Genomic DNA, 11,938 nt, shown 5'->3' with positions numbered 1-11,938 from the left:
ACGACGCGCGCCGCGGCGGTGCTCTCGTTGATGGTGGCGCTCGTCTTCGCGCTGACTGGCTGCGGCGCGGACTCGACGTCGAGCGCGCCGACGTCCGCGTCGGCATTGAGTGTGTCGGGGTCTGGGGCCGAGTCGAGTGTGTCGGATGCGGCGTCTGGCTCCGGGGCGCCGTCGGGTGCTGCGTCTGGGGCGCCGTCAGCGTCTCCAGTCCTCGATCCGGCGCACCCGCCGCCATATGTCGACCATGTCACGTGGGTGAGCACGGCCGTCGGACCGAGTCTGCAGATCTATCCAACGCCCAACGGCCGCGCGAGCATCGCCGACGACGGCGCGCAGGTCGCCTGGCGCGAGGTGCTCGCGCTGGCCCCCGACGCCGACACCCCCGGCATGAACGCGCAGTTCGTGTGCCACTGGAACTTCGCCCGCGCCGTCGACCCGAACAAGCCGAGCTGGAACATCGAACCGCAACGACCCGTCGTCGACGACTCGACGATGATCGCCACCCGCTGCAACCCCGGCGCGCCGGAGGAGTGAGGCGCGGCGCGTTCTGGCTCGGGCGGGCGTCTCGGCGGCGCGCGGGAAGTGGGGGAAGGGTCGTCGAGCGGCGCGGGAACTGGGGGAAAGGTCGTGGGGCCGCGCAGGCCGTTGCCGACCCAGGCCAGCGCCGCAGGCTCCGACCACAGCCCCGCCCCGACCCCTACCCCGCGGCGGCGATGGCGCGGCGGGTCGTGTGTTCGCGGCGCGCGCCGATCTGGCGGCAGATCACGTAGATCACGAACGAGATCGTCGTGACGAACACCGAGACCGGCAGCTTGGGGGCCAGCGAGAGGATCAGCCCGCCGACGGCGGCGACCTCGGCGAAGATCACCGACAGCACCATCATCAGCGTGGGGTTGGCGGTGAGGCGGGCCGCGGCGGCGCCGGGGGTGATCATCAGCGACATCACCAGCAGCGCGCCGATGATCTGCACGCCCTGCGCGCAGGCGAGTCCCATCAGGATCGCGAAGATCACCGAAAGCGTGCGCATCGGAACGCCGTTCGCCTCGGCGACGCGCGGGTCCATCGACGCGAAGAGCAGCGGCCGGTAGATCACCGCGAGCACTGCGAGCACGACGACGGTGGTGACCGCGATGGCGGTCAGGCCCTGCACGCCGACGCTGACCACCTGGCCGGTCAGCAGCGCGAAGCCCGTGCCGATCCGACCGTAGAGCGCGAGAAACAGCACGCCGAGACCCAACCCGAACGCCATCACCACGCCGATGACCGAATCACGTTCTCGTGCCTTGTTTCCCAGATAGCCGAACACGCCTGCGGCCACGACGGCGCCGATGATCCCGCCGATGTTCACGCTGATGCCGGCAAGCAGTGCAGCGGCGGCACCGGTCACCGACAGTTCGCTCGCGCCGTGCACCGCGAACGACATCTGTCGCACGACGATCAGCGGCGCCAGTACGCCGCCGAGTAGTCCGAGCAGTGCCAGCGCGAGCATGGCCTGCAGCACGAAGTCGTAGTGCAGCAGATCCGCTGTCACCGAGAAGTCCCAGAAGTCGCTCCAGTGCACGTCGGCAGCAAGCAGCGTCTGCCCGGCGGCGAGGTCGGTTGGGGTCGAGCTGATCGTCATGTCGCGGGAAGCCCCTCGGGAGCGGTGCAGTGGTGTGCGTCCTCTTCACCGCCGACGACGAGCAGACGGCCGTTGACCCGCAACACCTCGACGTCGCTGCCGTACAGCTCCGACAACGTCGCGGTGTTCATCACTTCTTCGGTGGTGCCGATGCGGAATCGGCCGCCGACCAGGTACAGCACGCGATCGACGTAGGGGAGCACGGGGTTGATCTCGTGCGTGACGAACACGACGGCTGTGCCCGCGTCGCGGCGTCGTTTGTCGATGAGTTCGACGACCCGCTCCTGGTTGGCCGGATCGAGGCTGGCCAGCGGTTCGTCGCAGAGCAGCAGTTCAGGATCAGTGGTGAGCGCTTGGGCGACGCGCAGCCGCTGCTGCTCGCCGCCGGACAGCAGGCCGACGGGTGCGTCCGCGAACTCGGTCGCGTCAACCTCGGCGAGCGCGGCGTCGACCTTCGCCCTGCGCGCCCGACGCCCGCGGATGCCGAGACCCCAGCGCGCGCCGTCGACTCCGAATCCGACGAGGTCGCGACCGCGGATCGCCATCGAGTCGGCGTCGTCCGCGTGCTGCTGCGGGATGTATCCGACCTGGTCGGTGACCGTCAGCTCACCCGCCGACAACGGGTACTGATGTAGCAGTGTGCGTAGAAACGACGTCTTGCCCGAGCCGTTGGGGCCGAGCACGGCGACGAACTCGCCGGGCATGATGTCGAGATCGAGATCATCCCAGAGCACCCGCTCGCCGAAGGCGAGTCGGGCGTGCCGGAACGATGCGACGGGTTCGCGACCGTCGGGATCAGACCCGCTCACGCCGGCAGTGCCGAGGCGAGCGCAGCGATCTGCTTCTGCTGCCAGTCGATGTAGCTGTTCTGGCCCGCAGGCAGTGTCTCGGTGAACTCCACAACAGGAACGTTGGCAGACTTCGCGATCGACAGCAACGCTTCGGTGACCGCGTCGACGGCCTGGGTGTTGTAGATGAACACCTGCACCTCACGCTTGCGGAGCAGATCCTCCATCGCGGCGCGGTCGGCGGCCGACGGCGACTGTCCCTCTTCGACGGCCGCGGTGAAGCCTTCCGGGGCAACATCGCGCAGGCCCGCCTCGGTGAGCAGGTACGCCGCGAGCGGCTCGGTCTGCGCGACCTCCGTGCCGTCGTGGGCCTTCTTGATGTCGGCGAGCGATCCGCGCAGACCGTCGATCTTCTCGTTGAACGCCTTGGCGTTGTCGCGGTACGTGGTGGCGTTGGCCTCGTCCTTCGCGGCGAGGTCGTCGGCGAGTTCGGTGGCCACCTGGCCGACGACGGGCAGGTTGTAGAAGACGTGCTCGTTGGTCTCGCCGTGCGCGGAGTGATCGGTGTCCTCGTGGTGGCCGGTCATCGTGTCGAAGGCGTTGATCACGGAGCCCTTGGCGTTCTGCGACGCCTTCTCCATGTACTCGTCGTAGTGTCCGCCGTTCATCAACACCACGTCGGCGTCGACGACCTTTGCAGAGTCGGCCGCGGATGGCTCGAACTCGTGCGGATCGCCGGTCGGATCGTTGAACAACACCGTCACCGACGCTTTGTCTCCCGCGACGGCCGACGCGACGGCACCCCACACGTTTGTCGAGGTCACGACGGTCGGCTTGCCGTCGGAACTGCCCGAGTTGTCGCCAGAACAACCGGCAAGTGTCAGTGCCCCGCCGACAGCAAGGGCCGTGGTCAGTGCCAGGACTGCGCGTTTCATCGTTCGCCTACCCTTTTCGCTAATGACAATCGTTACCGAAAGAAGTGTAGGTGATGATCGACGACGCCGCGCTGTGGGGTCGGTCCGCACGCAACGATCAGCGCGGCAGCGCCCGTCTACCTGCGTTGTTCGGGTGTGCTGAGGATCGTCGGCCGCCGGACCTTCTCTACAGTGGAGTAATGAGTTTCAGGGGGCCGCGGCGAGTCGCGCTCGTCTCGGTACACACCTCTCCGTTGGCGCAGCCCGGCACGGGCGACGCCGGCGGCATGAACGTGTACGTGTGGCAGACCGCGCAGCGCCTCGCCCGACGCGGCGTCGAGGTGGAGATCTTCACCAGAGCGACGTCGTCGTCGGATGCGCCCATCGTCGAGGCCGCGCCCGGCGTCACCGTGCGCAACGTCGTCGCCGGACCATTTGAAGGACTCGACAAACGCGATCTGCCGACGCAGTTGTGCGCGTTCACCGCCAGCGTGCTGCGGGCCGAGGCGCAGCAGCGCCCCGGCTACTACGACCTGATCCACTCGCACTACTGGTTGTCGGGGCAGGTCGGCTGGCTCGCGCGGGATCGGTGGGGAGTTCCGCTGGTGCACACCGCGCACACCCTTGCCGCTGTCAAGAATGCGTCACTCGCCGCGGGTGACACCGCGGAACCGATGCTGCGCGTGATCGGTGAGCAGCAGGTTGTCGACGAGGCTGATCGTCTCGTCGCGAACACCGCGACCGAGGCGCATGAACTGGTCTCGATGTATCACGCCGACCCGGCGCGAATCGACATCGTCACGCCGGGAGCCGATCTCGATTGCTACACCCCCGGCTCGATGGCGCAGGCGCGCGCCGAACTCGGATTGCCTTCTGAGGCAACGCTGTTGACGTTCGTCGGACGTATCCAGCCGCTGAAGGCTCCCGACGTCTTGCTGCGCGCCGCGGCTCCGCTGATCGAGCGGTCGCGGGGTGGGGATCGGCCCGTGCGGGTGCTCATCGTCGGCGGTCCGTCGGGTTCTGGTCTCGAAACACCTTCTGCGCTGGTTGATCTCGCCACGCAACTGGGTATCTCCGACGAGGTGATCTTCCTGTCGCCGCAGCCGTCCGCGAAGCTCGCGCAGGTGTATCGGGCGTCGGATGTGGTTGCGGTGCCCAGCTATTCGGAGTCGTTCGGTCTCGTCGCGATCGAAGCGCAGGCCTGCGGTACACCCGTGATCGCGGCCGATGTCGGTGGGCTGTCGGTCGCGGTCTCATCGGGACGCAGCGGTGTTCTGGTCAACGGCCACGCCATCGGCGACTGGACCAACGCGCTGGAGAAGATGATCGGTTCTCCGGACGAACTGGCCGCGATGCGTCGACACGCACGTGCGCACGCCGAGAACTTCTCCTGGGAACACACCGCAGATGCGTTGCAGGAGAGCTACTCCCGCGCGATGGCCTCGTTTGCCGCGGCCCCCGGCGCACGGGTGAGCCCGACAGGCGCCGCGCGGCGCGCGTCGAGACGGTGGCGGCGTCGTCATCGTGCGAATGTCTGATCCGAACATCCAACCGACCCAGCGTCGTCAGGAGTGATAGCGATGAGCCACATCGAGAATCTCGAACTGTTGGAGAAGTCGCTGACCGAGCGCGACATCCCCTACAGCCGAAAGAGCTCCGGCGGAGCACAATCCGAACACGTCATCCTCGATCTGCCCGGAGAGAAGAAGCTGAAGACGACGGTCCTGCTGACCGCGGGTCCGTACGGGGTGCGCGTCGAGGCATTCGTCTGTCGCCACGCCGACGAGAACCACGAGGCGGTCTACCGCTATCTGCTCAAGCGCAATCGTCGGCTCTACGGTGTCGCCTACACCATCGACAACATCGGCGACATCTATCTCGTGGGTCGGATCTCGGTGGACGCGTTGACATCTGACGAGATCGATCGCGTGCTCGGCCAGGTTCTCGAAGCCGCGGACGGCGACTTCAACACGCTTCTCGAGCTCGGGTTTGCGACGTCGATCCGCCGCGAATGGGCGTGGCGTGTCTCGCGAGGCGAGTCGCTACGCAATCTGCTCGCCTTCGAGCACCTCATCGACAAGGAATCGCTACCCGAGCCGGGGGAGCCGCTCGAAGGTCGCTACGAGCCCTCCTCGGTGGTCGACGCCGCGCAGGACGGTCCTGCGGGAGGCGCGCAGCTCGACGAGTGACGGTGCGCGAGCAGGCGGGATGCAGAGAGGGCCGTCACATCGTGGCAACAGCCGTTGGTAAGATCCTATTTGACTGATTTACCAACGGAGGTGCCATGAGCGTCAAGAGTCCCTACCCCGACGTCGAGATCCCGAATGTCAGCGTCTACGACTACCTGTTCGGCAGTATCGCCGACGACGACCTAGACCGCGTCGCGCTCGTCGACCCCAAGACCGACACGAAGACCACGTACCGCCAACTGATCGGCCAGATCAACGCCGCCGCAGGCGCTCTCGCGGCGCGCGGCATCGGCGTCGGCGATGTCGTCGGAATCCTGTCGCCGAACATTCCCGCGTTCGCCACCGTCTTCCACGGAGTGCTGCGCGCGGGTGCGACGGCCACGACGATCAACGCGCTGTTCACCGCGCGTGAGATCGCCAAGCAACTCACCGACTCCGGTGCCAAGATGCTCGTCACCATCTCGCCGATGGCCGCGCAGGCTCTCGAGGCCGCCAAAGAGGTCGGCATCGCCGACGACGCCGTCGTCATCCTCGACGGTGAGGGCGTCGAGGCGTCGGGCCATCCCAACGCCGCCGACCTGCTCGGCCCCAATCTGCCGGCGCCGGATGTCTCATTCGACCCGGCGACGCACGTCGCCGTCCTGCCCTACAGCTCGGGTACCACCGGAAACCCCAAGGGCGTCAAGCTTTCTCACACCAACCTCGTCGCCAACGTCGCGCAGATCGCCCCACTGCAGGGGATGGCGCGCGACGACGTGATCGTCGCTGTCCTCCCGTTCTTCCATATCTACGGCATGACCGTTCTGCTCAACGCCGCACTGCGCGCCCGCGCGAGCCTCGTCGTGATGGCCAAGTTCGATCTCGTCGAATTCTTGGAGAACATCCAGAATTACAAGGTCACCTACGCGTTCATCGCGCCGCCGGTCGCGGTGGCTCTCGCGAAGCATCCGATCATCGACAACTACGACCTCTCGTCGCTGCACACGATGCTCTCCGGTGCGGCGCCGCTCGACGACGAGCTCGGCAAGGCGGTCGCCAAGCGACTGAATCTGCACATGTTGCAGGGTTACGGCATGAGCGAGCTCTCGCCCGTCAGCCACCTCATCCCAGTCGACTCGCAGGCCGTGCTTGGGCTCGACGAGCCGCCGCTCTCGTCGGTCGGCTGGCCAATTCCGAACTCGGAGAACAAGATCGTCGACCCGGCAACGGGTGAGGAGTTCACAGTGCCGAGCGAGGGCTTGTCCGAGCCCGGCGAACTGTGGGTCCGCGGACCCAACGTGATGCTCGGATACCTCAACAACGAGCAGGCCACCAACGACACCATCGACGCCGACGGCTTCCTTCACACCGGCGACATGGCCCAGCTCGACGCCGACGGATCGGTCTACATCGTCGATCGCCTCAAGGAGCTCATCAAGTACAAGGGCTACCAGGTGCCGCCGGCCGAGCTGGAGGCGCTGCTGCTCACGCACCCGAAGATCGCCGACACGGCAGTCATCGGTGTCATCGAGGAGGAGTCCGGCGAGGAGATCCCGAAGGCTTTCGTCGTCAAGCAGTCTGATGTGGAGCTGACCGAAGCCGAGGTCATCGACTTCGTCGCCGCGAAGGTCGCGCCGCACAAGAAGGTGCGCGCCGTCGAGTTCATCGAGGTCATCCCGAAGTCGGCTTCCGGCAAGATCCTGCGCAAGGATCTGCGCAAGTAGCCACCCAGATCGCAAGGCAGCGGGCCGCTTTCGGATACTTCCGAGGGCGGCCCGCTCTTGTCGATGACCCGTCGACCCCGTGTGGAGGCTCGGGTGAAGCCCCCGTGCAAAGCCTCTGTATGGAAAACTGACCCCTATGAGCAACGGCACCCTGATTCTCATGCGGCACGGCGAGAGCGAATGGAACGCGTCCAACCAGTTCACCGGTTGGGTCGACGTCGCGCTGACCGACAAGGGTCGAGCGGAGGCGACGCGCGCGGGCGAGCTGCTCGTCGAGCACGATCTGTTGCCGGACGTCCTCTACACCTCGCTCCTGCGACGCGCGATCACCACCGCGAACATCGCGCTCGACGCCGCCGACCGGATCTGGATTCCGGTCGTCCGCGACTGGCGTCTCAATGAGCGTCACTACGGCGCCCTGCAGGGTCTCAACAAGGCCGACACCCTCGCGAAGTTCGGCGAGGAGCAGTTCATGCTGTGGCGCCGCTCCTACGACACCCCGCCGCCGCCGATCGAACCCGACTCGGAGTACAGCCAGACGAATGATCCCCGGTACGCCGACCTCCCCGAGGTTCCGCTGACCGAGTGCCTCAAGGACGTCGTCGAGCGACTCATCCCGTACTTCGAATCCGACATCGCCGCCGATCTCAAGGCGGGTAAGACGGTGCTCATCGCCGCGCACGGCAACTCGCTTCGCGCGCTGGTCAAGTACCTCGACGGCATCTCCGACGCCGACATCGCCGCGCTCAACATCCCTACGGGTAACCCGCTGCGCTACGACCTCGACGACAACCTCAAACCGCTCAACCCCGGCGGCACCTACCTCGATCCCGAGGCTGCTGCCGCAGGTGCTGCGGCCGTCGCGGCGCAGGGTAAGAAGTAGTCCGTAACCCAATTGTCACGGGCGGGTTGCCGTGACCGCGGTTACATTGGTTGCATGGCCGATTCTGGAACCCTGCGCATAGTCCACTCGGCACCGCAGGAGAGGTACGAGGCGATCCTCACCGATCCCGAGTCCGATCCGCGCGACGTCGAACCCACCGATCGGCTGGTCGGGTACCTGGACTACGTGTCGGAGCCCTACCAGGTGATTCTGACTCACACGGTGATCCTCGACGCCTACTCGGGACGCGGGTACGCAGGCCAGCTCGTTCGGACCGTCCTCGACGACATCCGGTCGCAGGGCAAGCAGGTTGTGCCGGTCTGCTCGTACGTTCGTCACTACATCGACCAGCACCCCGAGTACGCCGACCTGGTGGCGTCGGTCACCTCCTGAATGCAAGCGACGGCGGTGTCACGTAATGCGGGTGGAACGGTGCGTGAACAGCGGTCGAACTGTCCTGCACTGAGTGTTCCTGCAGTTTGGTGGGCCGTAAGCTGACGTTGTGACCGGTGTATTCGTGGGCGGCGTGACAGTTGCCGTCGTCCTCGTGGCAGCCGTCCTCGTCGGATTCGCGCTCGGTCGTTTCTGGCGTCGTGACGCGATGTCACGCAGCGGGCTCGACAGCAGTCGCGACGATGCGAACCACGCGACCAATGTTGCCGCCCCCGTCGTTCCCGAGATCGCCGACGATCAGCCCAGCTACGCGTTGACTCTCGCCGAGCGCCCGCGGGTGGTGCCCGAGAGCGCCGAGCTGCGCGAGACCGACGTAAACGGCGTCACGGAGGACGGTCGGATGACCACCGCGGGACTGCTCGGACTGATCGTGCGAAACTCCGACACCGCGGTCGCGGTCGTCGACCAGTTCCGCGACGTCGTCCTCTACAACCATCGCGCCGTCGAATTGGCTCTCGTGCGCGACAGGCTGCTCGACGATTCGGTCTGGGAAGCGGCGAAAGAAGTCCTCGACACCGAGGCCGAGCGTCGTTTCGATTTCGAACCCCCCGCGTCGGCGTTGGGATTTCTCTCGACGGGACGTGCACGCGGCAAGACCGTCGAATCGGTGAGCTGTATCGCGCGGCTGGTCCGTGAGGGCGAGGAGCGCTACGCCGTTGTCTACGGCGCCGACGACACCGAGCACCTGCGCGTCGAGGCGACCCGCCGCGACTTCGTCGCCAATGTGTCGCACGAACTGAAGACGCCCGTCGGTGCCATCAGCCTGCTCGCAGAGGCGCTGCTGGAGTCGTCGGACGACTCGGATTCGGTGCAGCACTTCGGTAATCGTGTGGTCGCCGAGGCCACGCGCATGGGCAACATGGTCACCGAACTGCTCGCACTATCGCGACTGCAGGAGGGCGAGACCGCCGACTTCTCACTCGTCGACATCGACACACTGATCGACGACGCGATCGAATCAGCCGGTGTCGCTGCCGAAGCGGCGTCGATCTCACTGCGCGCCGACGCCCCGGCAGGCCTGACGGTGCGCGGCGACCGGATGCTGTTGTTGACGGCACTGAACAATCTGATCGTCAATGCCATCTCCTACTCCCCGCCGCACACAACCGTCTCGGTGAGCAGGCGGGTGACCCGCCACGACGGACGGCCGATGGTGGCGATCGCCGTGACCGATCGGGGCATCGGGATCGCGCCGGCCGATCAGCAACGAGTCTTCGAGCGCTTCTTCCGTGTTGACAAGGCGCGGTCACGCAGTACCGGCGGCACCGGCTTGGGGCTCGCAATCGTCAAACACGTCGCCGCCAATCATGGTGGAGTCATCTCGCTCTGGAGTAAGCCAGGCACCGGCTCGACGTTCACGCTGTGCATTCCGCAGGACATGAGCACCGAGATCGGTTGGGGCGACGACGACACCGACGTGGCCGGCACCGGAATAGCCGGTACCGAAATAATCGAACCTACGGCAGCTGTAGCCGTGGTCCAGGGCGAGACGGTTCCGTCTGCGCCACTCGCACGACCGAAGGAAACCGACAGGTGACTCACGTTCTGATCGTCGAGGACGAGGAATCGCTGGCCGATCCGCTGGCATTCCTGTTGCGCAAGGAGGGATTCGAGGCCACTGTCGTCAACGACGGCGCTGCGGCACTCGGCACTTTCGATCGCGTCAGCCCCGACATCGTTCTGCTCGATCTGATGCTGCCCGGCATGTCCGGCACGGAGATCTGCAAGTCGTTGCGCACGCGGTCGAGCGTGCCGGTGATCATGGTGACCGCGCGCGACAGCGAGATCGACAAGGTCGTCGGACTCGAACTCGGTGCCGACGACTACGTCACCAAGCCGTACTCGGCGCGCGAGCTCATCGCCCGCATCCGTGCCGTGCTGCGCCGCGGTGGCGACGGAATCGACGACGACCTGGCCATCGGCATTCTGGAGGCAGGTCCGGTCCGGATGGACGTCGAGCGCCACATCGTCGCCGTCAACGGACAGCAGATCACGTTGCCGCTCAAGGAGTTCGACCTCCTCGAGTACCTCTTGCGCAACTCCGGCCGAGTGCTGACCCGCGGTCAGCTCATCGACCGTGTGTGGGGTGCGGACTACGTCGGCGACACCAAGACTCTCGATGTCCACGTGAAGCGGCTGCGTTCGAAGATCGAGCCCGACCCGGCCAGCCCGAAGCACCTCGTGACGGTCCGCGGGCTCGGCTACAAACTCGAGCCCTGACTGTTCGACTCCCGGCTGTCCGGGTCGTGACTGTTGGAGTTCTGACTGTTGGAGTTCTGACCCGTGCCGAGCGTGGCCTGAGCCACCTGGTCGCCGCCTGATCGTTTTGCCGTGTACATCGCCGTGTCCGCCGACGCGACCAGTTCGAACACGTCGCTGGTCGGGGTGCCGGTGGCGACGCCGAGGCTCGCCGACACGCCGAGATCGGTTTCCTGGCTGATTGTCTGCAGGACGCGGGCGGCGAGGCACTCCGCATCGGTCTTCGTTGCACGCAACACCATCGCGAATTCGTCGCCGCCCAGTCTGACGATCAGTGTCTGCGTACCCGGGACCTGGCAACGTCGGAGTACGTCGGCTACTGCGACGAGGACGTCGTCGCCTCGCTGGTGCCCGTAGATGTCGTTGACGGCCTTGAAGTTGTCGAGATCGACCGCGACGACCGTCCACGGGGTCGAGTCGGGTGATTCGATCTCGGCCTTCGCGACCTCCTGTCGAAGGCCGCGCCTGTTCAGCAATCCGGTCAGCGAGTCGACCGCCGACGCGTCAGCACTGGACCGGAACATGCTGTAGGCGATGCGCAGGAACGGCAGGACAAGCGCTGTCAGCAACAAGGCGATCAAGCCTTTGCTCATCGCGACCGGAAGCCATTGCAGGCCTTGAACGAAACCGCTTGCGACCACGGCAGTGACCACCACGGTGACCGCGAAGACGATATGGCAGATGTTGGCTGCGGTGCTGTGGAAGAAGGCGATGTAGGCCCCCGTTGCCGCGAACAGCGGTGTCGCGGCAACGCCGAGCACGAGGTTGTGATGAGCGAAACATGCTGTCGCGACACCGATGTCGGCTGCGGCGATCAATACCAACGATTCGAGATGCGACGGCCAGCGCCCGAAAAGCCACCGTGCCGCCCAGCAGATGCCGGCGACGGCCAGACCCGCCATCACGAGGTTGCCATACGGCCACAGCACGCCTGGGGGAGCGAGGGCGGCGAGCATCGCAGTCACCCCGATGGTGGCGCCGTCGATCGCTACCAGCCACCTGCTCCAGCGGAGCAGGCCGCGCGCGACGAGATAGGACACCAGCCACTCGTACTCGTCGGCCTTCAGCAACTGCCGAGCTGTATTTGGTATCCCAAATCGCATGCTCGGTAGTGTGCCCGATGCGCGG

12 protein-coding genes are annotated in these 11,938 nt (G+C 66.0%); 8 read left to right on the top strand and 4 right to left on the bottom strand.

All coding sequences use genetic code 11. The features are described from left to right. Window positions 1-30 precede the first annotated feature (30 nt). A complete protein-coding gene (locus tag A5788_RS09460) occupies window positions 31-534 on the top strand; it encodes a DUF2599 domain-containing protein (RefSeq protein WP_064866620.1) in 504 nt (167 codons plus the stop codon). 163 nt (window positions 535-697) lie between these two features. Here A5788_RS09460 and A5788_RS09455 read toward each other — a convergent pair whose 3' ends face one another. From A5788_RS09455 to A5788_RS09445, 3 genes are read right to left on the bottom strand one after another with little or no spacing between them, the layout of a single operon-like run. Beyond that, window positions 698-1,621 carry a metal ABC transporter permease gene (locus A5788_RS09455; RefSeq protein ID WP_064866564.1) on the bottom strand — a complete coding sequence of 308 codons (924 nt, stop codon included), beginning with the start codon at window positions 1,619-1,621 and terminating at the stop codon, window positions 698-700. After that, a complete protein-coding gene (locus A5788_RS09450) occupies window positions 1,618-2,430 on the bottom strand; it encodes a metal ABC transporter ATP-binding protein (RefSeq protein WP_064866562.1) in 813 nt (270 codons plus the stop codon). Before A5788_RS09450 ends, A5788_RS09455 begins: the two co-directional genes overlap by 4 nt. Then, window positions 2,427-3,344 carry a metal ABC transporter solute-binding protein, Zn/Mn family gene (locus tag A5788_RS09445; protein ID WP_064866560.1) on the bottom strand — a complete coding sequence of 306 codons (918 nt, stop codon included), beginning with the start codon at window positions 3,342-3,344 and terminating at the stop codon, window positions 2,427-2,429. Before A5788_RS09445 ends, A5788_RS09450 begins: the two co-directional genes overlap by 4 nt. 179 nt (window positions 3,345-3,523) lie before the next feature. Here A5788_RS09445 and mshA point away from each other — a divergent pair, with 179 nt between their 5' ends. The 7 genes from mshA to A5788_RS09410 all read left to right on the top strand — a co-directional run bounded on the left by mshA (window position 3,524) and on the right by A5788_RS09410 (window position 10,771). Beyond that, complete coding sequence (gene mshA / locus A5788_RS09440; RefSeq protein ID WP_064866618.1) at window positions 3,524-4,861, top strand: D-inositol-3-phosphate glycosyltransferase; 1,338 nt, start codon at window positions 3,524-3,526, stop codon at window positions 4,859-4,861. Between the two features lie 42 nt (window positions 4,862-4,903). Beyond that, window positions 4,904-5,512, top strand: a complete 609-nt coding sequence (locus A5788_RS09435) for a YbjN domain-containing protein (RefSeq protein WP_049699853.1) — start codon at window positions 4,904-4,906, stop codon at window positions 5,510-5,512. 95 nt (window positions 5,513-5,607) lie between these two features. Further along, entirely contained in the window at window positions 5,608-7,215 is a 1,608-nt protein-coding gene (locus tag A5788_RS09430; RefSeq protein ID WP_064866558.1) for an AMP-binding protein, read from the top strand. Between the two features lie 136 nt (window positions 7,216-7,351). Further along, the gene (locus tag A5788_RS09425; protein WP_049699851.1) at window positions 7,352-8,098 is read left to right on the top strand and encodes a phosphoglyceromutase; all 747 of its coding nucleotides are present in this window, start codon (window positions 7,352-7,354) and stop codon (window positions 8,096-8,098) included. Between the two features lie 54 nt (window positions 8,099-8,152). Next, window positions 8,153-8,491, top strand: coding sequence for a GNAT family N-acetyltransferase (locus A5788_RS09420; protein WP_049699850.1), 339 nt, complete (start codon window positions 8,153-8,155; stop codon window positions 8,489-8,491). A gap of 109 nt (window positions 8,492-8,600) precedes the next feature. Beyond that, window positions 8,601-10,088: a sensor histidine kinase gene (locus A5788_RS09415; RefSeq protein ID WP_064866556.1), complete on the top strand. Its 1,488-nt coding sequence runs from the start codon at window positions 8,601-8,603 to the stop codon at window positions 10,086-10,088. Next, the gene (locus tag A5788_RS09410; protein ID WP_049699848.1) at window positions 10,085-10,771 is read left to right on the top strand and encodes a response regulator transcription factor; all 687 of its coding nucleotides are present in this window, start codon (window positions 10,085-10,087) and stop codon (window positions 10,769-10,771) included. The genes A5788_RS09415 and A5788_RS09410 overlap by 4 nt, the downstream gene beginning before the upstream one ends. Here the strand turns inward: A5788_RS09410 and A5788_RS09405 are convergent. Then, window positions 10,753-11,913 (bottom strand): GGDEF domain-containing protein, encoded by a 1,161-nt coding sequence (locus A5788_RS09405; protein WP_064866554.1) that lies wholly within the window; start codon window positions 11,911-11,913, stop codon window positions 10,753-10,755. The genes A5788_RS09410 and A5788_RS09405 overlap by 19 nt on opposite strands. Between the last annotated feature and the right edge of the window lie 25 nt (window positions 11,914-11,938).

The sequence above is a fragment of the Gordonia sp. 852002-50816_SCH5313054-c genome, from assembly GCF_001665925.1.
Taxonomy (GTDB): Bacteria; Actinomycetota; Actinomycetes; order Mycobacteriales; family Mycobacteriaceae; genus Gordonia; species Gordonia jacobaea.
This window is presented reverse-complemented; position numbering and strand designations above follow the sequence as displayed.